Source organism: Brevibacillus parabrevis, assembly GCF_003710905.1.
Classification (GTDB): Bacteria; Bacillota; Bacilli; order Brevibacillales; family Brevibacillaceae; genus Brevibacillus; species Brevibacillus parabrevis.
Window position 1 is genome coordinate 78893 of sequence record NZ_RHHV01000014.1, and the last position, 26568, is coordinate 105460.

23 protein-coding genes are annotated in these 26568 nt (G+C 52.9%); 19 read left to right on the forward strand and 4 right to left on the reverse strand.

Annotation, left to right across the window (positions count from 1 at the left end; genetic code table 11):
- Positions 1-80: 80 nt before the first annotated feature.
- Both EDM60_RS20885 and EDM60_RS20890 read left to right on the forward strand, forming a co-directional pair.
- Positions 81-2123 carry a molybdopterin-containing oxidoreductase family protein gene (locus EDM60_RS20885; RefSeq protein WP_122965697.1) on the forward strand — a complete coding sequence of 681 codons (2043 nt, stop codon included), beginning with the start codon at positions 81-83 and terminating at the stop codon, positions 2121-2123.
- Between the two features lie 57 nt (positions 2124-2180).
- Positions 2181-2810, forward strand: coding sequence for a DL-endopeptidase inhibitor IseA family protein (locus tag EDM60_RS20890; protein ID WP_208715231.1), 630 nt, complete (start codon positions 2181-2183; stop codon positions 2808-2810).
- Between the two features lie 39 nt (positions 2811-2849).
- Here the strand turns inward: EDM60_RS20890 and asnB are convergent, their stop codons facing one another.
- The gene (gene asnB / locus EDM60_RS20895; protein ID WP_122965699.1) at positions 2850-4697 is read right to left on the reverse strand and encodes an asparagine synthase (glutamine-hydrolyzing); all 1848 of its coding nucleotides are present in this window, start codon (positions 4695-4697) and stop codon (positions 2850-2852) included.
- 136 nt (positions 4698-4833) lie between these two features.
- Here asnB and EDM60_RS20900 point away from each other — a divergent pair, with 136 nt between their 5' ends.
- From EDM60_RS20900 to EDM60_RS20925, 6 genes are all read left to right on the forward strand, one after another.
- The gene (locus EDM60_RS20900) at positions 4834-6585 is read left to right on the forward strand and encodes a LytS/YhcK type 5TM receptor domain-containing protein (RefSeq protein ID WP_122965700.1); all 1752 of its coding nucleotides are present in this window, start codon (positions 4834-4836) and stop codon (positions 6583-6585) included.
- Entirely contained in the window at positions 6585-7316 is a 732-nt protein-coding gene (locus EDM60_RS20905) for a LytR/AlgR family response regulator transcription factor (RefSeq protein ID WP_122965701.1), read from the forward strand. The genes EDM60_RS20900 and EDM60_RS20905 overlap by 1 nt, the downstream gene beginning before the upstream one ends.
- 134 nt (positions 7317-7450) lie before the next feature.
- Positions 7451-7798 carry a DUF485 domain-containing protein gene (locus EDM60_RS20910; RefSeq protein WP_122965702.1) on the forward strand — a complete coding sequence of 116 codons (348 nt, stop codon included), beginning with the start codon at positions 7451-7453 and terminating at the stop codon, positions 7796-7798.
- Entirely contained in the window at positions 7798-9324 is a 1527-nt protein-coding gene (locus tag EDM60_RS20915; protein ID WP_208715233.1) for a solute symporter family protein, read from the forward strand. Before EDM60_RS20910 ends, EDM60_RS20915 begins: the two co-directional genes overlap by 1 nt.
- An 84-nt stretch (positions 9325-9408) precedes the next feature.
- Complete coding sequence (locus tag EDM60_RS20920; protein WP_370641099.1) at positions 9409-10974, forward strand: solute symporter family protein; 1566 nt, start codon at positions 9409-9411, stop codon at positions 10972-10974.
- A gap of 45 nt (positions 10975-11019) precedes the next feature.
- Complete coding sequence (locus EDM60_RS20925) at positions 11020-11331, forward strand: hypothetical protein (protein ID WP_122965705.1); 312 nt, start codon at positions 11020-11022, stop codon at positions 11329-11331.
- Between the two features lie 48 nt (positions 11332-11379).
- On the opposite strand, the gene EDM60_RS20930 is transcribed toward EDM60_RS20925, so the two are convergent.
- Genes EDM60_RS20930 through EDM60_RS20940 form a run of 3 tightly spaced genes read right to left on the reverse strand, consistent with a single transcriptional unit; the run spans position 11380 to position 14893 of the window.
- Complete coding sequence (locus EDM60_RS20930) at positions 11380-12471, reverse strand: Ger(x)C family spore germination protein (RefSeq protein ID WP_122965706.1); 1092 nt, start codon at positions 12469-12471, stop codon at positions 11380-11382.
- Positions 12468-13565 carry a GerAB/ArcD/ProY family transporter gene (locus EDM60_RS20935; RefSeq protein WP_167470354.1) on the reverse strand — a complete coding sequence of 366 codons (1098 nt, stop codon included), beginning with the start codon at positions 13563-13565 and terminating at the stop codon, positions 12468-12470. Before EDM60_RS20935 ends, EDM60_RS20930 begins: the two co-directional genes overlap by 4 nt.
- Before the next feature lie 5 nt (positions 13566-13570).
- Positions 13571-14893 carry a spore germination protein gene (locus EDM60_RS20940; RefSeq protein ID WP_122965708.1) on the reverse strand — a complete coding sequence of 441 codons (1323 nt, stop codon included), beginning with the start codon at positions 14891-14893 and terminating at the stop codon, positions 13571-13573.
- Positions 14894-15245: 352 nt separating this feature from the next.
- On the opposite strand from EDM60_RS20940, the gene EDM60_RS20945 reads away from it, so the two are divergent.
- The 11 genes from EDM60_RS20945 (at position 15246) to EDM60_RS20990 (ending at position 26563) form a co-directional block, all read left to right on the forward strand.
- Positions 15246-15620, forward strand: coding sequence for a hypothetical protein (locus EDM60_RS20945; RefSeq protein ID WP_122965709.1), 375 nt, complete (start codon positions 15246-15248; stop codon positions 15618-15620).
- 159 nt (positions 15621-15779) lie between these two features.
- Positions 15780-18764 carry a formate dehydrogenase subunit alpha gene (fdhF, locus tag EDM60_RS20950; RefSeq protein WP_122965710.1) on the forward strand — a complete coding sequence of 995 codons (2985 nt, stop codon included), beginning with the start codon at positions 15780-15782 and terminating at the stop codon, positions 18762-18764.
- Positions 18739-19233 carry a helical membrane plugin domain-containing protein gene (locus EDM60_RS20955; protein ID WP_122965711.1) on the forward strand — a complete coding sequence of 165 codons (495 nt, stop codon included), beginning with the start codon at positions 18739-18741 and terminating at the stop codon, positions 19231-19233. Before fdhF (EDM60_RS20950) ends, EDM60_RS20955 begins: the two co-directional genes overlap by 26 nt.
- Before the next feature lie 31 nt (positions 19234-19264).
- Positions 19265-19477, forward strand: coding sequence for a heavy-metal-associated domain-containing protein (locus tag EDM60_RS20960; RefSeq protein WP_122965712.1), 213 nt, complete (start codon positions 19265-19267; stop codon positions 19475-19477).
- Between the two features lie 24 nt (positions 19478-19501).
- Complete coding sequence (locus EDM60_RS28785; RefSeq protein ID WP_167470355.1) at positions 19502-19645, forward strand: hypothetical protein; 144 nt, start codon at positions 19502-19504, stop codon at positions 19643-19645.
- A gap of 83 nt (positions 19646-19728) precedes the next feature.
- Entirely contained in the window at positions 19729-21057 is a 1329-nt protein-coding gene (locus tag EDM60_RS20965; protein ID WP_122965713.1) for a cytochrome ubiquinol oxidase subunit I, read from the forward strand.
- The gene (locus EDM60_RS20970) at positions 21054-22070 is read left to right on the forward strand and encodes a cytochrome d ubiquinol oxidase subunit II (RefSeq protein WP_122965714.1); all 1017 of its coding nucleotides are present in this window, start codon (positions 21054-21056) and stop codon (positions 22068-22070) included. Before EDM60_RS20965 ends, EDM60_RS20970 begins: the two co-directional genes overlap by 4 nt.
- Before the next feature lie 248 nt (positions 22071-22318).
- On the forward strand, positions 22319-25270 hold the full coding sequence (gene fdhF / locus EDM60_RS20975; RefSeq protein WP_122965715.1) for a formate dehydrogenase subunit alpha: 2952 nt from the start codon (positions 22319-22321) through the stop codon (positions 25268-25270).
- Positions 25270-25749 (forward strand): helical membrane plugin domain-containing protein, encoded by a 480-nt coding sequence (locus EDM60_RS20980; RefSeq protein ID WP_122965716.1) that lies wholly within the window; start codon positions 25270-25272, stop codon positions 25747-25749. The genes fdhF (EDM60_RS20975) and EDM60_RS20980 overlap by 1 nt, the downstream gene beginning before the upstream one ends.
- A gap of 44 nt (positions 25750-25793) precedes the next feature.
- On the forward strand, positions 25794-26216 hold the full coding sequence (locus EDM60_RS20985; protein WP_122965717.1) for a phosphate-starvation-inducible protein PsiE: 423 nt from the start codon (positions 25794-25796) through the stop codon (positions 26214-26216).
- Complete coding sequence (locus tag EDM60_RS20990) at positions 26213-26563, forward strand: Na-translocating system protein MpsC family protein (RefSeq protein WP_122965718.1); 351 nt, start codon at positions 26213-26215, stop codon at positions 26561-26563. Before EDM60_RS20985 ends, EDM60_RS20990 begins: the two co-directional genes overlap by 4 nt.
- Positions 26564-26568 lie beyond the last annotated feature (5 nt).

Genomic DNA, 26568 nt, shown 5'->3' on the forward strand with positions numbered 1-26568 from the left:
TGTTTCTCGATCTGCTTACACGGAAAAAGGCTCGGGTGAGGGATTGAAGGAAAAAAGCGCAGACGAAAGAGGGATCGACCGTGAGCTTCACGACAGAGGAAAATGGGATTTTTCCAGCCGTTTGTTCGCTGGATTGCCCGGATCAATGCGGGTTGTTGCTTCACAAGCAGGATGGCAAGCTGGTCAAAGTAGTAGGCGATCCGAATCATCCTGTGACAAAAGGAAACATTTGCAACAAAGTGCGCAACATGGCGGCGCGATTGAATGATCCCAAGCGTCTGGCCTATCCGCTCAAGCGGGTCGGGAAAAAAGGCAGCGGCGAATTTGTCCGCATCAGCTGGGAGGAAGCCATCGATACGATCGTCTCCCGCTGGCGCAGCCTGATTGCCACAGACGGACCGGAGGCGATTTTGCCGTACAGCTTTTACGGGAACATGGGCAGAATCAATGTGGAGGGAATGGATCGGCGCTTTTTCCACCGGATGGGAGCGAGCCAGCTTGACCGGACGATTTGCAACAGTGCTGGCGGAGTTGGCTACAACTACACGATGGGAGGAGCTTTCGGGACCGACCCGGAGGATACCGTTCACGCCAAGCTGATGATCATGTGGGGGATCAACACGGTCAGCACGAACATGCACCAGGTAGTCCTGGCTGAACAAGCCCGGAAAAATGGCGCGAAGATCGTCGTCATCGACGTGCACAAAAACCAGACAGGGCGTTGGGCCGACTGGTTCATTCCGATCTTGCCGGGCACGGACACGGCGCTGGCCTTGGGACTGATGCATGTGTTGTTTGCAGAAAACTTGGTTGATTCCGCCTTTTTGCAATCGTATACGGTTGGACACGAAGAATTGCGAGAGCATGTGAAGGCATACGATCCGGCAACAGTCTCTGCCATTACAGGCGTTCCGGTTGACGATATTTACAAGCTGGCGAGATGGTATGGGGAGACGTCGCCTTCGTTTATTCGCATTGGCAACGGCATCCAGCATCATGACAACGGAGGAATGTGCGTCCGGGCGATTTCCTGTCTGCCGGCGCTCACCGGACAGTGGCTGGTCCGGGGCGGCGGCGCGATCAAAGGGAACAAAGGCTTTTTGGAACACAACAAAACGGCCGTGCAACGGCCCGACTTGTTAGCGAACAAAAACACGAGAGTCATCAACATGAATGAACTGGGCAAGGTGCTGCTTGAAGTACAGCCTCCCGTGAAGTCGCTGTTTGTGTACACGAGCAACCCGGCTCTTGTCGCACCGGAAGGCAACAAGGTCAGACAAGGGCTGGCAAGAGAAGATTTGTTCACGGTCGTGCACGATCTGTTTTTGACCGAGACAGCCAAGTATGCGGATATCGTTTTGCCCGCCACGTCTTCCTACGAAAACATGGACTTCTACACGAGCTACTGGCACCATTACATCCAGTTGCAACAGCCCGTCCTCGCCCCGTATGAAGAGAGCAAGTCCAATACGGAGCTGTTCCGGTTGTTGGCAGCCGCCATGGGCTATGATGAACCTGCCTTCCGCGATTCCGACGAAGACATGATTCGCCAGGCGCTGGAAGGGCACGGCAATCCGCATATGGAAGATATCACCTTCGAGTCGCTGGTGGAGCACAACTACCGCAAAGCCAAGGTCGACTCGTACTTTACGGGCCGCCTCTCCACGCCGAGCGGAAAAATCGAGCTGTACTCGCAGACGATGGCGGACAGAGGGTATCCGCCGTTGCCGACCTACTCGCCGCTCGCAAAAGACGGCGATTATCCGTATCAGTTCGTGCCCGGGCCGAACCATAACTTTTTGAACTCGACGTTTTCCAACAACGAGAAGCATATAAAGATGGAAAAAATACCGAAGCTGCACATGAACCGGGCGGATGCCCAACAGGTCGGGATTGAGGATGGGGATACCGTCCGTGTCTGGAATGACCGCGGAGAGTGCGAACTGATTGTCTCTGTTGGGGAAAATGTGCTGCCGGGAGTGGTTGTCAGCCAAGGCTTGTGGGCGGATGGACCGGAGTCCAAACATTACGTAAACGCGTTGACCCCGGATCGGATTGCCGACATGGGCGGTGGAGCGACATTTTTCTCCGGGCGGGTGGATGTAGCCCGGATCGCGCGGTAATTCGGGCGTAAAAGGGCGTACTAGCATAAGCCCTTCTCCATACGGTTTATGGAGGGGGTGAAAACGTTGGATGAATTGCGTATGTTCAAGCAGTTTATCAGTTCCGCCGAGCAAGTCTGGACGCAGATTGCCACCTCGCCTCGAGGGAAGGTTGTCTACACCGTGAACGGCGTCGATTACACGCCATTGCCGGATAAGTACAACACCAAGCGGAAAATCTCCCGTATTTTTCGCAGGTATTGGGGAAAGCAGCTGACAGAAACGATGATTCGCAATCTCCAATTACGGCTGCTCAAAGGAAAGCTGTGTATCCCGTGTGGAACCATCTCTTCCGTACCTTGCTCGGTTCAATCTTTGCAAGTAAAGGCTAATCTCCCCAATCAGCGGACGATTGCCGCTACTTTGGTCGGGGGAGAAAAGAAGACAAAAGTAGACTATCGGTTGATCCGTTCGGGGGAGACGCAATCGTTTACGATCATGAAGCGATCCGGTCGTGAGCTGGATGTGCGATACCGTCCGCCAGTCGCTCCCAAAACAGCGCCGACAGCCGTCGCAAAACCTGTTGCCAAGCCGGCAGCGAAAAAAGCAGCGCCGAAACCGCTGCTGAATCCAGCCGTGAAGCCGGAAGCAAGGTCAAAGCGGAAAAGCAAAGGCAAAGGGAAGCAAAAGCTCCTCAAAACCCCATGATGATGGGGTTCGGGGAGCTTTTGCCTTTTCCAAAAACGATTATGCCTTGATCGTCACGCGATATTCGCGCAGCCAGTAATCCATTTGGCCGAGGTAGGCGAACAGCTGCGGCGTGCTCATGAGCTGGCCGAAAAACGGAATGCTGGAAGCCTGGGCGTCCGACTCGGCGATTTTGCGAATGACCGGGACGTCAATCAGTTGCAGCAGCGGGGAGCTGGGATCGTTCAAAATGTCGAGCAGCCACGTGCGAACCGCTTTTGTATAGGAAGGATTGTGCGTTTTCGGATACGGGCTTTTTTTGCGGTACAGCACTTCGTCCGGCAAAATGCCCTCCATCGCTTTGCGCAAAATGCCTTTTTCGCGATTGCCGTGCGTTTTCATTTCCCAGGGGATATTCCAGACGTATTCCACGATCCGGTGATCGCAAAAAGGGACGCGCGCTTCCAGGCTTGCAGCCATGCTCATCCGATCTTTGCGATCCAGGAGCGTATTCATGAACCAGGTGATGTTGAGGTAAAACATTTCTCTTCGCCGTGCTTCAATCGGGTCCTCACTGGGCAGGTGCGGCACTTCGTCCAGCGATTCCGCGTAGCGCATCGCGACGTATTCCTCCGGCTTGACCCAGGCGCGCAGCTCGGGCGACAGCCACGAAGCCCGTTCCTTGACCGCCCGCGACCAGGGGAATGTCCCTGCATGCAGCAGCTCCTCGCGGTAAAACCACGGATAGCCGCCAAATACCTCATCCGCGCATTCTCCTGAGAGAACGACGGTTGTCTCTTTTTTGATTTCCCGGCAGAACAAGTACAGGGAAGCGTCGACATCGGCCATTCCCGGCAGGTCGCGGGCGAGTGTCGCTACCTTCAGCGCATCGACCAGTTCGGCTGTGTCAAACTCAATCGTATGGTGCTGGGTGCCCAAGTATTTCGACACGAGCTGGACGTAAGGCGCATCTTCATTTGGCTGAAAAGAGCTCGCTTGAAAATGCTTGTCGTTGTCCACGTAATCAATCGAGTAGCTGTGGAGCGTTCCCCGGCCTGTTTCCTTGAAATGCTCGGCGGCTACCGCCGTAATGACGCTGGAATCAAGCCCGCCGGACAAAAGCGTGGCAACAGGGACGTCCGCGACGAGCTGCCGCTTGATCGAATCGACGACAAGCTCTCTGACCCGTGCCGCTGTGGTTGGCAAGTCATCGGTATGCGGACGGCTCGCAAGCCGCCAGTATGTTTCCTGTTTGACACGGTCGCGCGTTACGGTCAAAAAGCAGCCGGGCCGCACCTCGTGCACTTGATGGAAGACGCCGTGACCAGGGGTGCGAGCGGGGCTGATGCCGAACACTTCCGCCAGTCCTTCCCGCGAAAGCTCCGGTTTGACGTCTGGATGCGCCAGCAGTGCTTTGAGTTCGGAGGCGAACAAGAAAGAGCTGCCTCTTTGCGCGTAAAAAAGCGGTTTGACTCCCATCCGGTCGCGGGCGACAAACAGGCGCTGCGCCCGTTCGTCCCAGATCGCAAAAGCGAAAATACCGTTCAGCTTGGCAAGGCAGTTCGTGCCCCATTCGAGATAGCAGTGCAAAAGCACTTCGGTGTCGGAGTGGGACTGAAAAGTATGACCGCAAGCAAGCAGCTCTTGCCGGAGGTCTTCCGTGTTGTACAGCTCACCGTTGTAAATCATCGTGCAGGCATGTTCGCTTTTGAGAGCTGTCATCGGCTGCTGCCCGCCGGCAGGGTCTACGACGACGAGGCGGCGATGGCCGAGGGCGGCGCGCGGAGTCAGCCAAAAGCCTTCTGCATCTGGCCCGCGATCTTTGAGGCATTGCGTCATTTGCTGGAGTACCGGACGCTCCTGGGAAAGGTCTTTTTCCCAATCAATCCAACCTACGATTCCACACATGTTCTGATCACCCTTCCCATGAAGCATTGCACACTCAGCGTATGCAGGACGCCCAGTTAGATTGCCTGTCCAGCAGGGAATTGGGAGTAAAATGCGGAATTTATAGAAGATTTCAACAAGCAAGCAGGAGGACGCCGTGGACAATCTCACGCTGTTGCTCATCGAGAGAATGGGCATTCTCTTGACTCTCGGGTTTATGTTGACGAGGATTCCGCTGTTTCGGCAGCTGCTCGATCGCGAACTGCACGTTGGCACGTCTGTTGCCTTTTCCATGATGTTTGGCTTGTTCGGTGTGGCAGGTACATATGCAGGCGTAGTGGTGCACGAGGATGGATACGTTCCGAGCTTCTGGATTTTTCCGCTTTCCGGAGACGAGATTGTGGCAAATTCCACGCTGGTCGGCGTCGTGATCGGCGGTTTGCTCGGCGGGCCAATGGTCGGGATGGGAGCCGGAATCATTGCGGGCTTGCATCTGTATGATCTCGGCGGATTTGCAGCGCTTCCGATGGGGCTGTCTGTTCCGCTCACTGGATTTTTGGCAGGCTATGTGGCGCGGTTCTTTTCCCAGGAGCGGGTCATTTCTCCGTCCAAGGCATTGTTTATCGGAATGTTCGCGCCTGTGATCCAGATGTCGCTTTTGCTGATCATGTCGGGCCCGCCTGATCTCGTGCGCACGATGGTCAATGTGATCGGCATTCCGATGGTCTTGACCAACAGCATCTCGATTGCGATTTTTACGACGATGATTCGCGTCGCTTTGCAAGAAGAGGAGCGTTCTGCTGCGCTGGAGGCTGAGCGTGCCTTCACAATTGCGCAGCGAATTTTACCGCAGTTGAAAATGGGGCTGAATCCGCAAACAGCCCAGGCGGCGGCGCTCGTGCTTCAGCGGGAGGCGAAGGCGATCGCCGTAGCGGTGACCGATCGGGAGCGGCTGCTGGCCCACGTCGGAGCGGGTACGGACCATCACGCTCCGGGAGAGCCGATCCAAAGCGACCTCGATCAGCGGGCGATGGCGAGTGGCTGCATTGAAAAAGGCCATGGCCGGGAACTGCTTGGCTGCCGACAAAAAAATTGCCAACTGCATGCAGCCATCCTCATCCCCATCAAAGAAGGAGGCAGTGTCGCCGGACTGATCAAGCTGTACTTCCGCCGCCCCCAGCAAATCGGCAAAGTCCAGGAAGCATTGGCCAAAGGGCTGGGAAATCTGATCTCTAACCAGCTGACCATCTCGCTTGCGGAGCAGATGAAAGGGTTGATGAAGGACGCAGAGCTGCGAATGCTGCAAGCCCAGATTCATCCGCACTTTTTGTTCAATACGCTTAATTCGATCGTGACCTTGATTCGCATCGATCCGAAGCTCGCCAGACACATGACGATTCAGCTGGGAGTGTTCATGCGCTTCAACCTGAAGCTTACGTCAAGCGCACAAGTAACGGTCGGTCAGGAGCTGGAGCATTTGCACGCCTATTTGGAAATTATCCGCATTCGCTTTTCCGAGCAATTTGCCGTGCAGACGCTGGTTGATCCCGGTGTGGAGGATGTGCTTATGCCGCCTGGCACCCTTCAGCCGTTGATCGAGAACTGCATCCACCACGGACTGCGCGATATGGGCGCAGGCGGAGAAATCAGGCTGTGTGTGCAGCGACAGCCAACCGCCGTTCATTTTACGATCGAAGACAACGGCAGAGGATTCCCGGAGGAACTGCTTCCTCTGTTGGGCAAAATTCCGATGGAGCGCAAGGAAGGAAACGGCATCGGGGTTCATAATGTCAATCAGCGGCTGATCAGCTTGCAAGGCCCGGATGCCCAGCTTCATTTTGCCAACAGGCCAGAAGGCGGTGCTTTGATCACATTTACGATCCCGATCAAACAGGAGGTGAGTGCCTGATGCCGATTCGCATCATGATTGCCGAAGATGAACGACTGGCACGCGAAGAGCTGAGCTATTTGTTGCAGCAGGAGGAAGATGTCGAGCTGCTTCCCTGTGCCACCAACGGAAGAGAGCTGCTGGAAATGGTAGACGAGCACGAGCCGGACGTCGTTTTTCTCGATATGAAAATGCCGGAGCTGGAAGGGGCACAGGCTGCCCGAATGCTCGCCGCCAGAAAGCCGCAGCCGCTCATCGTGTTCTGTACAGCGTACGAGGCGTTTGCGGTGGATGCTTTCAAGCTGAACGCGGTCGATTATTTGCTAAAGCCGACCGAGCCAAAAAGACTCGTGGAAACGATGCAGCGCATACGCGAGCGACTGGTCAAGCCGAAGCCGGAGCCTGCGACTGCCAAGCGCTCCAAGCTGCTTGTCGAAGAAAACAGCAGGCTGGTGGTGATCGACCCGGCGACGATCGTCTACGCGGTGCGGGAAGAACGGCTCGTTCGTATCATCACCCAGTCGGACGCTTACTCCACGCGGATGACCTTGACGCAGCTCGCTGACAAGCTCAGTGGCTACGATTTTTTTCGCACGCACAAAAGCTATCTCGTCAATCTGAACTACGTGAGCGAGCTTGAGCCGTGGTTCAACGGCGCGTACAACCTGCTCTTGAAAGGAGAGGCGAAAACGCGAATCCCCGTTTCCCGGACTTCCGCCAAAGACTTGCTCAAACGACTCGAAGAAACGTAAACCGCAGATCGCGATGCAAAACTTGCCGTTGGCGCACGCCCCCAGACATCTTGCGCGCAAAACCACACGAATTACCAATGATTCCCTACAATAGAGGAAGCGCTTACATTTTGTTTGAAGAGGGGGAGGTTCCCATGAGCAATCCGCTATCGGCGAAAAAAGCCGGCAGTCAAAAGCAGGACGCTACCGATTACACGGCGATTATCCAATCAGCCACCTTCAAGGAACTTTTGCGAAGCAAAAGGGCGTTCATCCTGCCATCTTCCATTTTCTTCTTCGTGTTTTACTTTACTTTGCCGATCCTGACTTCTTACTTCACGGTGCTCAATCAGCCGGCGTTCGGGGCGATCTCGTGGGCGTGGGTGTTCGCCTTTGCCCAATTTATCATGACCTGGGGGCTCTGTATTCTGTACACCAAGAAAGCGGAACGTTTTGACGAGCTGGTGGAGAAAGTCAAACAGGAGACAGGGGGCAGAGGCTGATGAATGTAACGGCATTTTTACTGTTTTTAGGAATTGTTCTGCTCACGCTTGTCATTACGTACTTCGCTTCGAAGCGGACGAATACGACGAGCGAGTTTTACACGGCAGGCGGCGGGCTGACGGGGTGGCAAAACGGGCTGGCGATCGCCGGAGATTACATGTCGGCCGCTTCCTTCCTCGGAATCGCCGGAATGATCGCTCTCAGCGGGTTTGACGGGTTCTTTTACAGCATCGGCTTTCTTGTCGCTTATTTGGTCGTGTTGTACCTGGTGGCGGAGCCGCTGCGCAACCTCGGCAAGTACACGATGGCAGACATGATTGCCGCGCGTTTTGACAATAAGCAGGTACGTGGTGTGGCCGCGCTGAACTCCATCGCCATCTCGATTTTTTACATGATCGCCCAGCTGGTCGGGGCAGGGGCGCTGATCAAGCTGCTCCTGGGGCTGGAGTACAGCACTTCGGTGTTGATCGTCGGTGCGCTGATGACGGTCTACGTCGTGTTCGGCGGCATGACGGCAACCTCGTGGGTGCAAATTGTCAAAGCGGTGCTGCTGATGCTCGGGACGTTCGTGATTTCGCTCATGGTGTTCGCCAAGTTTGATTTCAATTTGCTGACGATGTTCGAGCAAATGAAAATAGCGACACCGCTCGGGGACCAATTTCTCAATCCCGGGAACAAGTTCAAAGTCGGGCTGGATACGATCTCGCTCAATCTCGCGCTCGTACTGGGAACAGCGGGTCTGCCGCACATCCTGATTCGCTTCTTTACCGTAAAAGATGCGACGACCGCGCGCAAGTCCGTCGTGTACGCGACATGGATCATCGGGATCTTTTACGTCATGACGATCTTCCTCGGGTTCGGAGCAGCCGCTTTCGTCGGCGCTGCCAACATGGATGCGGCTGGCAATATGGGCGCTCCGTTGCTTGCCCAATCGCTCGGCGGCAACTTCCTCTTCGCTTTCGTATCGGCTGTAGCGTTCGCGACTATTTTGGCGGTCGTGGCAGGACTCGTACTGACAGCGGCTTCGGCATTCGCGCACGATTTTTACGGCCATGTGATCCGTCAAGGCAAAGCGACGGAAAAAGAGCAGATGAAAATGGCAAAATGGGCTTCGGTCGGCGTCTCGATCGTTTCGATCTTGCTCGCGCTGTTTGCCCAGAAGCTGAACGTGGCCTTTCTCGTTGCGCTCGCCTTCGCGGTGGCAGCAAGCGCGAACTTGCCCGTCATCTTGTTCACGATTTTCTGGAGAAGGTTCAACACGACAGGGGCGATCAGCGGCATGCTCGTCGGACTGTTCAGCTCACTGATTCTCGTGGCGTTGAGCCCCAACGTCTGGAACCCGGTTGCCGGAAAAGCCATTTTGGTCGGCGAAGCGCTGTTCCCGCTGCCGAATCCGGGGATCGTCTCCATCCCGCTCGGGTTTTTGGCAGCCTGGATCGGAACGCTCCTGTCCAGCTCGCGCAACGATGCGAAGTACGACGAAATTTTGGTGCGGGCCAACACAGGAATGAAAGATTCAGCGTAGAAGCAATTAACGCAAGGAAGCTCGTGCCAGTTCAAAGGCTGGGGGTCATCCCCGGTCTTTTTCCATTTGTACGGGAGAGGGGGCTTGTCGGTGACGACGATCATTTTCTTTTTGGCTGTCATCATCGGGACGATGGCGATCACGTATTCGGCGGCGAAACAAACGGGAACGACCAAAGATTTTTATGCGGCAGGCAACCGCCTGACAGGGCTGCAAAATGGCATCGCGATTGCGGGCGACTACATGAGTGCCGCGTCGTTTCTCGGCATCGCCGGGACGATTGCGATGTACGGCTTTGACGGCTTCGTCTACGCTATCGGCTTTTTCGTCTCCTACTTGATCATTTTGTTCCTGATTGCCGAGCCGTTGCACAATCTCGGGCGCTACACCTTGGCAGATGCCATCGCGGTGCGGTTTGACAGCTTGTGGCTGCGCGGAGTGGTTGCCTGTACGACTTTGCTGATCACGATTTTTTACATGATCGCCCAGCTCGTCGGGGCGGGGGCGCTGATTCACTATTTGCTTGGGGTTCACTACGATACGGCGGTGATGATCGTCGGCAGTCTGATGACTTTTTACGTCGTCTTCGGAGGGATGGTCGCTACTTCGTGGGTGCAGATCATCAAAGCGATCTTGCTTTTGACCGGGACGCTGGTGCTCAGCCTGATCGTCTTTTCCCGTTTTGGCTGGAGCCTGTCGGAAATGTTTTCCCATGTCAGCACGATTACGCCTTTGCAGGAGCAATTTTTGCATCCGGGCAACCAGTTGAACGACCCGTTGGAAACGATCTCGCTGCATCTTGCGCTCATCCTCGGGACGGCCGGGCTGCCGCACATCATCTCCCGCCTGTTTACGGTCAAGGACGCAGTGACAACCCGTTCCTCGATCTACACCGCTACGTGGGTGATCGGCGCGTTTTATTTGCTGACGATTTTTCTCGGCTTTGGTGCAAGCACGTTTGTCGGGTATGAGGCGCTGAAAAATGTAGGCTTCGGAGGCAATTTGACGGTGACGCTTTTGGCGGACGCGCTTGGCGGCGAATTTTTGATGGCATACATCGCGGCTGTCGCTTTTGCCACGATACTGGCTGTCGTGACAGGGCTGGTGCTGTCCGCCTCGTCGGCTTTTGCCCATGACGTTTACAGCCACCTGATTCGCCGCGGGCTGGCTTCGGAAAAGGAGCAGGTCGTCATGGCGAAATGCTCGTCCGTTGCGGTCGGATTCGCCTCGATCTGGCTGGCGATCGGCGCGGAAAAAATGAACGTGGCGATTCTCGTCGGCTTGACTTTTGCCGTAGCCGCTTCTGCCAATTTGCCGCTGCTGTTGTTCACCCTGTATTGGCGCCGCTTTACCGTGCGCGGTGCGATTTGCGGCGTGCTTACCGGACTGGTTGCATCTGTCGTGCTCGTCATGGCCGGGCCGACTGTGATGAATCCCGATACTGGCTTCATCCGGGCGCAGCCTTTGTTCCCGCTGACCAATCCTGGCCTGATTTCCATTCCACTCGGCTTTTTGGGGGCGGTGCTCGGGACGCTGCTGGACCGGCGCGACATACAGGCCGAGACACATTACGACCGCGTGTTGCTCCAGGCTTTGACCGGCATTCGCGCCCATGGACCAAAAGTGGCGAGTAAGGCCGACTCTGCATAAAAAACGGCTTCTGCTCCAACCTATAGGGGAAGGAGGAGGGGCCACTTGTCGAAGAAAAAAGCAGCAGATGCCGTTTCCACTGATCAGCCGGATGTGTACGAACGGGCGCGAATCGCGCTGGATGAGTTGATCGCAGAGCTGTGCGAAGCATTGGATGAAGAAAATACGGAAACGTTCAAGCGAAAAGGCTATGAAATGATCGGGCATTATTTTCGCACACCAGTCAATACGGGAGATTTGACCTTGATCGTCGCGTCTGTGCTCTCGGATATCCTTTACAAACTGGAGCTGACCCAGCAAGGGGATGACGTCTCCATGGTCCGCGATGAATACAGTGTGATGCGAAAAGAAGAGTAAGGAACGGCGACCCGTGCAAAAGGGTCGTTTTGTTTTTTTACCGGGGGATTATTTGATCCCCCCTGATCCAAGCAGGTCGATGTTCACCTTGATGTTCCAGTCGAGCCGGGGGTAGATGCTCAGCCATTTTTCCCAATCTTGATCCCGTTGGTAATGGGTTGCCCGATAGCGTAGCCCGAATCCGATCGGATCGACTTTCAGTGACTGGAGCTTCCGCAGCACATGAGCGTATCGTTTCGCCGCCTCTTTTTCCGCTTCTGCTTTATAGCGATCCCAATTCGAGTTGTAAAAAGACTGATTCGATTCCTCTGACAATCCTCTGATGTGGACGTTCATTTTCAGCTTTGGTTCCGCTTCGTTGCGTTCATCAAACTCGTACGAATAGCGGAAAGAGGTGACATTCAAGGCAAAGCGGGCCTGCTCCGTCCTGGTTTCGATATCAAAGTTGCTGATTTTCTTGGACAATTCATTGAAGATCCGCGTTTCCTCGGGACTTAATACCGCTTTGATTTTTTCTTTGTCAAAAACGGCGACTTGATCGATCAAATACGTGTCTTTGAGCGGGCGGATGACGGGCATGTACGGGTCCAGACCCTTTTCGCTCAACCGCCGATGAAAATCAAACAAAAAAGCGGTGACGATAAAAGACGATTCCGTTCCTTCCTGATCAAAGCTCAGCATCAGGCTGTCAGCAGGCATGCGTTCGGACTTGGGGCGGACGCCCAGCACTTGTTCGGCTGTCGGGGAGCCTAGCGCCATGAAGGCGATGCCCTGAATTTCCGGCTTCCGCAAAAACCAGTCGATAGTTGTCTTGTCCAACCGTTCCTCGGCCAGCTTTGTCCCGAAAACGAGAATTTTCGTCTGCGAGAAATCGAGGTCTTTATCGACTTTTGATTTCAAATGCCGCACCGCTTCGGTTATCGTCGGGGCATCGTCGCTGATGAGATGAAACGTATTCGACTGCCCGGGTCTGATTTGCGCTGTCGGAATCGCGAGCTTCAACGATACGCGATAAGGCTTGTCTTTCAGCTCCGACTTATCGACGCCGACCGCCATGACTAAATAGCGCTTGTCAATATCTTTAAAGCCGCAGCCCGTAAACAGAAACAAGACCGCGAGCCACATCCAGACATGTTTCACAAAGCTTGCCTCCACCTGCTCAAGATATAAACGGAAAAGACCACACAAATATCGAGTGGGGATCGTATCATCATCCAATACGAGGATACCGAAAACAGGTCGTCTTCACCGAGCCAATTGCCGACGATCACGGTTCCGATCCCGAATACGATACAACTGATCGCGTTCGGCAGCACAGAGTTGATGGACGACGTGTTGGGCTGGTAGTGGGAGAAACAGCCGCGTATGAACTCGGACCCGACATGCCAGGTCGTCATGGCGAATAAGTAAGAGATGCCTAAATAAACGAGCAGAAAAATATAAACAACGCGTTCAATAAAGGCATACTTCATCCGAATCGCATCTGCCGTCGAAACCCAGGTGAAAATAAATTCGTTCACGCCATCTGTGCCCAAAATGCCGATCGGCACAAAAAAGGCGGTAAACAGGATGCTGAAGCCGATGCAAGGGACGGCCCAACGGTGCTTGAGCTTGGGGATATCGGCAAACACGCGGTTAAAAATCGACAAGCTGATGTATCCCGTAACGGCGTAAGTGGATACGGACAAGCTTTTCCAGCTGGGCAGGATGTTCGAGTAGTCAATCATGGCGCGGATTTCATCGTAATTCATGTTTTGATTCGTATACGCTTTGAAAATGGAAAACAGGAGAAACGGCAAGCAGAGAACGAGAATCATTTCCGTGCTGTACAGCACCGTTTGCGACGATTGCATGGCGCCAAAGCTCGCTACGAGAACGAAGAGAATCAGCACGACATAGATCGGGGTGTTCGGGATTAAATATCTGGACACGATAAAGGCGTAATTGATCAACACGAGCGCTCCCGAGATAAACGACACGCTGCCCATCAGGAGCAGGAACGGAACCACAATGCTTTTGGGCAAAGCCTGTCGCATGATTTCCGGCAACCCTTGACCGCGAAACTTGAACATGGAGCTGGTAAACAGGTACATGAGTGCGCCGCCGATGATCACCCCGAACAGCATGGACGAAATCGCCCCGTCATAGCGCTCGTCGATCAAAATGCGCGGGACAAACAGGATGGCATTAATCAGTATGGAAAGCGTCACAAAATAGAGAAAATAACGGGACAACCGATTCACCTGCTCTTTTTGGCTTCACCGATGAAAAGCTTCAAATAAGGTTGACCGAAGCTTCGCAAGCTGGTTGTGTAGACAAGGAAACAAAATAACCCCGTCAACACCCCCGTCAACCCGAAAAAGATCGCCAACACGACAAGGGGAAACTTGATTACCCGCAGGGCGAGGTTCATCGTATTAATCGGGATGACAAAGTTGGAAATCGCTACCATGGAGGCGACGATAATCATGATACTGCTTACCAATCCTGCCGTTTGAGCGGCTTGCCCCAAAATTAATCCGCCTACGGTAGTGGCCATCGAACCGATGTATTTGGGGAGACGGATGCTCGCTTCCGTCAACGCCTCAATCAGAAACAGCATGAAGAACACTTCGTAAAAGGAAGGGTAAGGCACAGCCGCGCGACTCCCTGCCATCTCGATCGCCAACTGGGCGCGAAAAATCTCCGGATTGTGCGAGACAGTCGCCACGTACAGAGCGGGAAGAGATGTGGTGATGAACGCGCCTATATAGCGCAAAGCCATGAGCGGCCGGGTGAACCACGGGACGTCGTAAAGATCGTCCATCGATGCCAGAAAGTCGAAAAAAACGGAAGGCACGATAATCGCAAAAGGGGTTCCGTGCAAAATCAGGATCACTTTTCCTTTGCTTAAATTCAGGACGGATCTGTCAGGCCGCTCGGAAACAATCGCAGTCGGCAGCAAATTAAATCGTTTCGTGATCAGCATTTGCAGTTGATTCGAAGCTTGGACGACTTCTGCGTCGACTTGTTGCAACTTGTTTTTCAGGCACAAAAGCACGTCGTGATTCACCTTGGAATGGTCGTAGACGATGGCTAAGGGAGTTTGGCTCACGGAACCGACTTTCATATATTCGACATGCAAGTCCTGCAACGGATAACGGGTGCGAATAATGTGAATGTTCGTTTCGATATCTTCGGAAAAAGCGTATTGCGGCCCCTGCAAGATGTATTCGATGGTGGCTTTTTGAGGTTGAAAGGGCGGGGGCTTTTTTGTGTTGATCGCACATGTTTCGCGGGGGAGAAACAGCAAAGCGTATCCTTGAATGAGCTTGTCTGCCAATTGCTGGCGGTCCTTCATTTGCTCGTATCCTGGCATAGCCTGCAACATCGCTTCAAACTCGGATAAATGCTGGCTTTCCAAAAATGGCTTCACGATAGTGCTGTGAATTGTGGAATTGTCGCACATGCTGGATAAATAGACGAGCTGAGCGGCTTCTGCGTTGAAGTTGAGTTTGCGGGTTACAAGATCGCCTGACTGAGCCAGCCCGTGAAGATGGGCGTCCAGGTTAAATTCTTGCATGAGAATCGCCCCTTTGTCTGTTGCATCATGGGCATAGGCTTCCTCGCTTCCTGAAAAATATGCATAAAGTTCCAGTTGCCTGCAAGCGGCAATCCTTTTGCTCCGGGAGCTTTTTCGACGTTTTTTTGCTATAATGGTTTCGGAAAGCCCACAGATCGGCAGTCTTGAAACAATGCTGGCCGATCCTGGTATTTTCGTTTTTGCATGGCGGGATGGATCACAGGTATGAACACATGCCTGTTGCTACCCCCATAAAACTTTTGGCGTACAGCTTTTTTGTGCCGAAAAGTTTTATGGGGGTTTCTTTTTTGCAAAATAGCAAGGAAATAGTGTTTCGAAGGAGAGCGAGATTATGAATATCAAAAAAATGCTGGAAGCGTTGGAGCCAAGGGAAATCGACGGGGAACAGCTGATTGCCAATCTGCGTAACCAATTGGTTGACCTTTTCAACGACAAGAGCGTCGACAAGTACGCAGTTGTTTTAAGAGACATGTTGCATATAGCCGTCTTTGAAAAGCACGAGCTTATTTTGAAACATTTTGCTGCTGCACCTGTCGTGGCCCGGGATGAAACGATGCAGCTTCAGGAAATGTTTACATGTCTGGCTCTGCGAAGCCGCAATCGGAATTGGTTTCTCGACTTGTTTGCTCTCTTTCTCGGATTGGCGGTCGTCCTCCGCTTCCCGTCAGCTGACGTCGAGAACGCTTTTTTCAAGGGGAAAGACTGACCAGGGGTAGCGCCCTGGTTTTTTTGTGGGCAAATCGGGCCTTGGCCGTCCCTGAAAAACACATGCATAAAAATGTATATCCAACCATTTTTACGGAACAATACAGTCGAATAGCAAGGTGAAAGGCGTTTTTGTGCCGCGATTTTGGAGGGATATAAAATGGACGACCGATCGTACTCGATCCAGATCAACGACGAAACGTACCATGCCGTGCAAGGGCAAAGTATCTTGGATGTGGCAGAGTCGCACGATTGTTATATACCTCATATCTGCAAACATCCCAATTTGCTTCCGATTCAGACGTGCGACACTTGTATGGTGGAAGTCGATGGTCAGTTGGTGCGTGCCTGTGCAACCGCCAGCGAGCCGGGAATGAGAGTGAACACAAAATCAGAATTTGTCAAAGAAGCGCAATTGGAAGCCATGTCCCGCATTTTACGAAATCATGAGCTGTACTGTACGGTTTGTGATAACAACAACGGCAACTGCGTCGTCCACAACACAGCAGAGTATTTGGAGATTGAACACCAGAAATACGAGTTCAAACCGAAGCCGTATCCCCCCGATCTATCCCACCCGATGTATCGCTACGAACCCGATCAATGCATCCTCTGCGGCCGCTGTGTGGAAGCCTGTCAGGATCTTCAGGTCAGCGAAGTGCTTTCGATCGACTGGAACCGTGAAAGTCCGCGAGTAATCTGGGACAACGATGTGCCGATCGATCAGTCATCCTGTGTGTCCTGTGGTCATTGTGTAACAGTCTGTCCATGCAATGCGCTGATGGAAAAATCGATGCTCGGCGAAGCCGGATACATGACAGGCATCCCGGCAGATGTGCTGGAGCCGATGATTAACATCACGAAAGAAGTGGAGCCTGGCTACAAAGAAATTTTTGCCGTATCAGAAGTAGAGGCAAGCATGCGAAAAAGCCGGATCAAGCGGACCAAAACGGTCTGTACATACTGCGGCGTAGGCTGCAGCTTCGAGGTTTGGACCAAAGGGCGCAAAATCTTGAAGATCGAGCCGCAAGTAGAAGCTCCCGTAAATGGCATTTCCACCTGTGTAAAAGGAAAGTGGGGGTGGGATTTCGTCAACAGCGAAGAGCGCTTGACGAAGCCGCTGATTCGCAAAGGAGACAAGTTCGTAGAAGCGAGCTGGGAAGAAGCTTTGACATTTATCAGCAATAAGTTGAACGAGCTGAAAGGAAAGTACGGGCCAGATTCGATCGGGTTTATCGCTTCTTCCAAATGCACCAATGAGGAAAACTACATTTTCCAAAAGTTCGCCCGTTCCGTGATCCGGACGAACAACGTGGACAACTGCTCCCGGTATTGCCAATCGCCAGCGTCGATGGCGTTGATGCGGACCGTAGGCTACTCCGGCGACTCGGGAACGATTCAGGACATTGCCAGTGCTGGATTGGTCATCGTGGTTGGGGCGAATCCTGCTGAATCCCATCCGGTGCTGACAACTCGCGTGAAGAGAGCGCACAAGCTGTTCGGGCAGAAGCTGGCAGTGGTCGATCTGCGGAAAAACGAATTGGCGCAAAAAGCGAATTTGCATCTGCACCCGAAACCAGGCTCAGACTTGGTGTGGATTTCCGCGATTACGAAGTACATCATCGATCAAGGCTGGGAAGCCAAAGAGTTTCTGGAAGCGAGAGTGAACGGCTACGACGAGTTCGTCCAGTCGTTGCAAAAATACACCTTGGACTATGCCGAAAAAGTTACGGGCTTGTCAAAAGAAGACATGATCAAACTGGCTACGATGATCCACGAAGCAGACGGGACGTGCATCCTCTGGGCGATGGGGGTGACCCAGCACGTTGGCGGAACTGATACGAGTACAGCCATCTGCAACCTGCTGTTGGTCACGGGCAACTTCGGACGTCCAGGCGCGGGAGCGTATCCGCTGCGCGGACATAACAACGTTCAAGGAGCGTGCGATTTCGGGACAATGCCTGCCTGGTATCCGGGCTATCAGCCTGTGCAGGACGCGAAAGCAAGAGCGCGTTTTGAAGAGGCGTGGGGCGTGCCATTGCCAAAAGATCCCGGTTTCAACAACCACCAGATGGTCGAGGGAATTTTTGAGGGGAAAATCAAGGCGATGTATTTGTTTGGCGAAGACATGGCTGTGATTGACTCCAACATCAATCACGTCGATTCTGCTTTTGAGAAGCTGGAGCTGTTCGTTGTTCAAGATATCTTTTTCTCCAAAACGGCGCATTTTGCCGATGTCGTGTTGCCTGCATCGCCAAGCCTGGAAAAGGACGGGACGTTCGTGAACACGGAACGGCGGATTCAGCGGCTGTACAAAGTGTTTGAACCACTCGGCGAGTCGAAGCCGGACTGGATGATCATCCGCGATCTGGCGAACAAGATGGGGGCTAACTGGAACTATACGCATCCAGGGGAAATCATGGCGGAAGCGGCCAGCTTGTCTCCGATGTTTGCCGGGGTCAGCTACGAGCGGCTGGAAGGCTGGAACAGCCAAATCTGGCCCGTGCAGCCTGACGGAAAAGACACGCCGCTGCTCTTTACCGAGCGGTTCCCGTTCCCGGATGGCAAAGCCAGATTAATCAAGGTCGACTGGACCCCGCCGATGTTTGAGCCGACGCAGGAGTTCGACTTGCACCTGAACAACGGTCGCTTGCTGGAGCATTTCCACGAAGGCAATATGACCTACAAAGCCAAAGGAATCACGCACAAGGTTCCCAATCCATGGCTGGAAGTATCGCCGGAGCTGGCGGAAGAACGAGACATCAGGAATGGCGCGCTCGTCCGCCTGTCGTCGCCATACGGAGAAGTGGAAGTGCGCGTATTGGTCACGGATCGGGTAAAAGGAAACGAGCTGTACTTGACGATGAATACATCCAAAGACAAGAAATCGGTCAATCGCCTGACCAGCAGCTACCATGACAAGCTGACGCATACGCCTAACTACAAGGAAATGGGCGTGAAAATGGATATTCTCGAACGGGAAGGAGAGCCGCCACTTCCCCCTGTCAACTACCGTTTCGGCAATCGTCAGCCGCAAATGGGCGTAAAGGTAGAAGAAAAATGGCAGCGCGACGATTGGATTTCAATCCCTGACTTACTCGGAACAGGAGGACAAGCCGATGGCCAAAGCGATTTCCAACATTGAACGATACGTGCCCACTCCAGAGGAAGAGAAACAACAGGCGATTCAGCAAGTGCTGGATGCCGTGGGCGAAAACCACCAGGCGTTGATCACTTTGTTGGACATTGTCAAAGAATTGCAGGAGATAGGCGTATTGGACATCGTGCAAGGGGCGCTAAAGAATCGGCATGATATCGGGGTCATTGCCGTGTCGCAGCTCAATAAGCCGGGCATGCACCGCATCATGAAAAACGGGATGAACGCGTTGCAATTCATGGGCAAGCTGGAGCCTGCCAAGCTGCAAAACATTTTGAACGCCGTCGATCATGGCATTGAGCGATTAACGGATACGAAAAGCGATAAACCGATGGGCTTAATGGGGATGGGAAGGGCCATGATGGAACCGAACGTCACATTGGCCCTCGGCTCCATGATCAACTTTTTGCGCGGGATGGGCGAAGGAATGCAGCAAGCGGAGAAGCAAGTTCACTAACCGTGAACCGTTACGGCAAGGAGGCGAGAGAATGCATACAGAGAAAATTCCCGTACAAGGAATGCGTGACGAACAGGATGCGCAAAAAGTGAACGATGCCCTGCACAACGTGTGGGGCATCCGGCAGGCGGAGGTGAGCCTGGCAAAAGGCGAAGCGCTCGTCTCCTACGATGAAAAGGCAGCGTCGCTGATTGACTTTCAACAGGCGATTCGCGATTTGGGGTATGAAGTGGCTTTGAAATAACGCGGACAACGGGAGGTGGATGAGATGACCAGAGTATGCGAAGTGTGCGGGCGGGTAGAGGAAGAGTCCCCGCAGGATCAGGAGGCGGAAGCCGTCTCCTCTACGCAGATGAGCCTTCTGCACGTATGCGAAAGCTGTATAGCCGACCGACAGCACCCTCATTTTTAAATGAGCGGTGCTGGCGAAGTCAACAGCCAACAGCCAGGCTGTGCCGTGCAGAGTATGACTTACGGTTCCAAGGAGGAAAGTCGATGGAGCTTGCGTTGCAAAGCAGAATCTTGTTCGGGCTTACGTTAGGATTTCACATCATTTATGCCACGATCGGGGTAGGAATGCCGTTACTGCTTCTGCTGGCTGAAACAATGGGGATTTGGAAGAAGGATTACCAGTACAGGCTATTGGCGAAAAGGCTGGCAAAAGGCTATTCGATTACCGTGGCGGTTGGCGTCGTGACCGGAACGATTATCGGACTTCAACTGTCGCTGCTTTTCCCGGGGTTTATGCGAATCGCCGGGCAGGTGATTTCCTTGCCGCTGTTTATGGAGACGTTCGCCTTTTTCTTTGAAGCGATTTTTCTGGGGATTTATTTGTATACGTGGAGCCGGTTCAAAAAGCCGCTGTTTCACTTGCTCGTCTTGATCCCTGTCGCCATCGGCTCCGGTCTTTCCGCCTTTTTTATTACAACGGTAAATGCGTTCATGAATACACCGCAAGGATTTACGATCGACAACGGAGCGATCACCAATATCGAGCCTTTGAAAGCGATGTTCAACCCGGCGACACCGACCAAAGTAGCGCATGTCCTCACGTCTGCCTACATGACGACGGCGTTTGTGATCGCGGCGATTACGGCGTGGTTTATCTTGCGCGGCCACCGCAATGAGTATTATAAAAAGGCGTTGCGATTGACCATGGCGATCGGGCTTGTTTTTGCGGTGGCGACAGCGGTAGTCGGGGATTTGTCGGGCAAATTTCTCGCTGCCTACCAGCCGGAAAAATTGGCTGCGGCGGAATGGCATTTTGAGACGAAAACGCACGCTGACCTGCTCGTGGGCGGAACTTTGGACCGAACGACGAACGAGGTGAACTACGCGCTCAAATTGCCGAACATGCTTTCCTTTTTGGCGACAGACAGCTTTCAAGGAAAAGTGGTCGGCTTGAACGATATTCCCAAAGAAAATTGGCCGCCGTTAATCATTCATTACTGGTTTGATCTGATGGTAGGAATCGGAAGCTTCATGATCGCTCTCTCGGCTGTCTTTGTCGCTTGTCGCATCTGGAAGCCAAAGCTGGAGTGGAATCGCTGGCTGCTTGGTCTGATCGTGCTCGGAGGGCCGTTGTCCATGCTCGCTATCGAATTTGGCTGGGTTTTTGCAGAAGTCGGTCGCCAGCCGTGGATTTTACGGGGCTATATGACCGTTTCAGAGGCGGCTACAACCGAGCCGCACGTTGGCTCCATGCTCGTGCTGTTCAGTGTGATCTACGCCCTGTTAGGCATCCTGACCGTATTCGTTTTAGTTCGCATGGCACGCAGAAATCCGGTGGAACCGTTGCTGGATGCGAGGAGTGAGCAAACGTGACGACAGAAGGGCTGGGGATCTCCATCCTCTGGCTGTTTTTATACGGGTATATCATCGTGGCGTCGATTGATTTCGGCGCAGGCTTTTTCTCCTACTACGGGAGGATTACAGGCAAAGGTGAAATCATCAACAAAGTGATTTCCCGCTATTTATCGCCTGTCTGGGAAGTTACGAACGTATTTCTGGTGTTCTTTTTTGTCGGCATCGTCGGTTTTTTCCCGGAGACAGGCTATTACTATGGAACAGCTCTGCTTGTCCCTGCGAGCATTGCCTTGGTGTTGTTAACGATTCGCGGCTCTTTTTACGCCTTCAGCAAGTACGGGAATCCGAACAGTCACCTGTACCACTTTTTGTACGCGGCGACGGGCGTATTGATTCCCGCGTCTTTTTCCACCGTCTTGACGATTTCGGAAGGCGGGTTTATCGCGGTAGAAGATGGCGTCCCTCGCTTTTTGGCGGGCAATTTGTTTTATAGCCCGTATTCATGGGCCGTCGTCTTCCTGGCACTGGTGAGCGTGCTGTTTATCAGCACAAGCTTTCTCACGTACTACGCCAATCGGGCGGATGATCCGCAGGCAGAAAGTGTGTTGCGGCAATGGGCGTTGTTTAACAGCCTGCCGACGATTTTTGCCTCGCTGCTTGTCTTCATGGCCTTGTGGAAACATAATCCGGAGCATTTCGCGTCGTTAATGGGAAACAGCATCTGGTTTATTTTATCGTTCGCTTTCTTTTTGAACGCTTTGCGTTTGCTGATCGTGAAAAGGTCGTACGGATGGATGTTTATTTCTGTGATGCTGCAATTTTTCACGGCTTTCTGGGGTTACGGAAAGGCTCATTTGCCGTACTTGCTTTACCCGTATGTCTCCTTCCACACGAGCGTGACGAACCCAACCATGGCCAAATTTTTGGTCGCGGCGTTCATCGGCGGGATGGTGTTGCTGATTCCGTCGCTGTTCCTGCTTATGCGCTTGTTTATTTTTAACGCCAAATACGTGAAAGGGAAGCTGAGTTAACGGGGTGCGAATGATAAAAAGTTGGATTTCCCGCCAGATTCGGTGCTATAATGGACCCATAGCCGATCATTGATGATTAGTAATGCGAATTGCTGAATCATCCTGATCACTTCCATAGTTTATGGCGGGACGGATAATGGGCATCAGTTGATGTTTGATCATTAGCCCACCATAAAACAATTTGTGCATGTATTTGCCCAGATTGTTTTATGGTGGGCTTTATTATTTTTGCTGGAGGTTTTTGGGAGATGAAAAAAGTAAGCTTCGTATTAAATCAGGAGCAGCATGAGGCAGAAGAAGGGACGCGAATCCTCGATTATTTGCTGGAACATGGCATCGAGCATCCGCACATCTGCTATTCGCCGATTTTAGGCCCGATCCAGACTTGCGATACGTGCATGTGCGAGATTGACGGCAAAATCATGCGGGCCTGTTCGACTGTGATCGAAGATGGAATGAACATCCTGACTGCTTCCGAACTGGCAAAAGGCGCTCAGAACGAAGCGATGGACCGCATTTTGGAAAACCACATGCTGTACTGTACCGTGTGCGACAACAACAACGGAAATTGCCGCGTGCACAATACGGCAGAGCTGCTGGAAATCGACCACCAAACACGCCCGTTCCGCGGAAAAGAATACGAAGTGGACATGTCGCATCCGTTTTATCGCTACGATCCGTATCAATGCATTCTTTGCGGACGTTGTACAGAGGTTTGTCAAGACTTGCAGGTCAATGAAACGCTCACCATCGACTGGGAACGGGAAATCCCGCGAGTTATCTGGGATGACAATAAATCAATTAATGAATCCTCATGCGTGTCTTGCGGTCAGTGCGTGACGGTTTGCCCATGCAATGCCTTGATGGAAAAATCGATGCTGGGCGAAGCGGGCTTTATGTCCGGGATCAAAAAAGATTTGCTGAACCCGATGATCGATCTGATCAAAGAAGTCGAGCCTGGTTACAGCAGCATTTTCGCGATCTCGGAAGTCGAAGCGGCGATGCGCGAAACGCGAACCAAGAAAACAAAAACCGTGTGTACGTTCTGCGGGGTAGGCTGCACGTTTGAAGTATGGACGAAAGGCCGCCACATTTTGAAAGTGGAACCGACGGAAAACTCTCCGGTCAACAGTGTCTCCACATGTGTCAAAGGCAAGTTCGGTTGGGATTTTGTCAATAGTGACCAGCGTTTGACGACGCCTTTGATTCGCAAGGGAGATGCATTTGTACCGTCTACGTGGGATGAGGCGCTGTCCCTGATCGCCGAGCGAATGGGCGCAATCAAGCAAACGTATGGCGGAAAAGCTCTTGGATTCGTCAGCTCCTCCAAAACGACAAACGAAGATGCGTACCTGATGCAAAAACTGGCGCGTCAAGTGTTTGAATCGAACAATGTCGACAACTGTTCCCGCTATTGCCAATCGCCTGCCACGGACGGATTGCTCGCCACTGTAGGACACGGCGGTGACTCAGGCACGATCAAAGACATCGCCAGTGCCGGACTGGTCATCATCGTCGGGGCGAACCCGACCGAAGGCCATCCTGTTTTGGCAACACGGGTGAAACGGGCGAAAAAATTGCACGGCCAAAAACTGATTGTCTCTGATTTGCGCAAGCATGAAATGGCAGAACGCTCCGATCTGTTCCTGCATCCGAAACAAGGAACCGACTTTGTCTGGCTGACGGCGGTTGCGAAGTACATCATCGACCAAGGCTGGCACGACAAGGCGTTTATCGAGCAGCGGGTGAACCAGTTTGACGAATATCGCAAGATGCTGGAAAAGTACACCTTAGATTACGCCGTCGAAGTAACCGGACTGCCCAAAGAACAGTTGATCCAGACAGCGAAAATGATTCACGAAGCGGATGGCACTTGCGTCTTGTGGGGAATGGGCGTGACGCAAAATGTCGCTGGCTCGCATACGTCTGCCGCGATCTCCAACCTGCTTTTGGTGACCGGAAACTACCGCCGACCTGGTGCCGGAGCTTATCCGTTGCGCGGGCACAACAACGTCCAGGGCGCTTGCGACATGGGCACGCTGCCTACATGGCTGCCAGGGTATCAGCATATTACCGATGACGCAGCGAGAGCCAAATTTGAACAAGCATACGGCGTAACGATCTCCAATAAACCTGGTTTGACCAACATCGAAATGCTGGAAGCAGTCGAAAAAGGCGAGCTGAAAGCCATGTACCTGATGGGCGAAGACATGGCTTGGGTAGATTCCAACGCGAACCACGTGCACGATACGCTCGGCAAGCTTGACTTTTTCGTGGTACAGGATGTATTCCTGACCAAAACGGCGCAATTTGCCGATGTCGTCTTGCCCGCGTCTCCATCGCTGGAAAAAGACGGCACCTTCGCGAACACAGAGAGACGTATCCAGCGTTTGTATCAAGTGTTGGAGCCGCTGGGTGAATCCAAACCGGACTGGGCGATCATCCAATCGATCGCACAGCGCATGGGAGCCGATTGGAACTACCAGCATCCGAGTGAAATCATGGACGAAATTGCCAGTCTGGCACCGCTGTATGGCGGAGTATCCTACGAGCGCCTGGAAGGATGGAACAGCCTGCACTGGCCGGTACAAAAAGACGGCACGGATGAGCCGCTTCTGTACAAAGAGCGCTTCAACTTCCCGGACGGAAAAGCAAGACTATCCACAGTGGAATACATTCCGCCAGTCGAGTATCCGTCGGAATTTGACCTTACCTTGAATAACGGACGTTTGCTGGAGCATTTCCACGAAGGCAACATGACGAATAAATCGAAGGGAATCCAGTATAAATTGCCAGAAGTATTTGTGGAAGTTTCCCCTGAGCTTGCGCGCGAACGCGGTGTGCAAGACGGTTCATTGGTGCGTCTCGTCTCGCCATACGGAGCGATCAAGTTGCGGGTGCTTGTGACAGATCGGGTAAGCGGCAACGAATTGTACGTGCCGATGCACTCCGTCAGCCATGAAAATGCGATCAACTTGTTGACAGGCAGCGTGGGAGACGTTCGCACACAGACACCTGCTTACAAGCAAACGAAGGTGCGTATGGAGTTCCTCAAAGAAAAAGGCATGACTCCGTTGCCTATGTACAATCCGCGCTATGCGAAGCGCAACCCGCAAATGGGCGTCCAGGTCGAGCGCAAGTGGGCGAGAGAAGATTATGTACCGATTGCGGAAGTAAACGTTGCGGGAGGCGAAAAATAATGGCAAGACCGATCACGAAAATAGTAAAGCCCGAAGTTACTGAGGAAGAAAAGCAAGCGCAAACGGTAGAGCGTGTCCTGGAATCTCTGGCGCAAAACCCCGAGGGCATTCAGGCGACGATCAAGCTACTCCAGGAGCTGCATGACAGCGGCATCCTGGGAGCGCTCAACGCCGCCGTCGAGGCGAAAGAGGACATTGCCAAAATCGTCGTCGGACAAATGGTGCGTCCGCCTGTGACGAACATGATCAACAACGCGATGGCAGCAGCGGGAGGTTTGACAGAGCTTGATCCTGACATGACGAAAAAGCTGATGTCCGGTGTGACCAAAGGGTTGCAACGGGCTGACGAAGCGCTGCAATCGGGAGCCAAGGTCGGCATTTTCGATTTGATGAAAGCACTGCGCGATCCGGACATCAACCGCGCGATGGGCTTTGGCATCAACCTGTTGAAGGGGATAGGGGAAGGGCTAAAAGAATGAGGAGAGCCGCAGCAATCCTGATCAGAAGGAGGGCAGAAGCTTGGATGCGAACAAATAAAAACGAAGCGTCAATCGTACGCTTCTATCAAATGATGTTAAACGCGTCTCTGATCATTCTTGGATTGGTACTCAGCTTTTATTTGTTGCGTGAGCTGTACGCCATCGTAGTAGATGCGGTGCAAGGCAATACTAATGTCCATGATATTTTGGAAAAGGTTCTGGCCTTTTTTCTGTATTTTGTCTTTGTTTCGATGATCGTCAAATATTTTCATGAAGCGTACCACTTTCCCCTGCGCTATTTGATTTATATTGGAATTACGGGTACCGTGCGCTTTATTATCGTCAACCGCGACGATGCCATGAACAATCTGATTTTGTCGCTGGTCATTTTTATTCTGGTGATCAGCTATATCATGCTGGCCCCCCGGCAAAACAAGGCGGGGGAAGCAAAGGAGATAATCGAATGACGAAAAACCTGGAACATCAATTCAGCATGCTCGTCCGCGAAATCCGCAAAGAACACGTCGGCAACGGCCCGCGGGAAATTCTCACCCGCTTTTGCGGCCCCTGGGTCATCTGCGAGATGAAGGGGAATCTGACCAACGTAGAAAAGTTCATGATTCTTTCCGAAGACGGCAAGCGCATGGTCCACGAGGCGCGCACCAAGCTGGTCAAGAACATTTACCACGATCAGGCGGTCGTAGCCAAGCTTGAGGAATTGATTGATGCCAAGATTTTGCGGATTTTTTCGGATATCAGCTTGGAAGAGGATATCGCCATGACGGTCTACGTATTGGACCGTCCTCTCGCATGATCGAG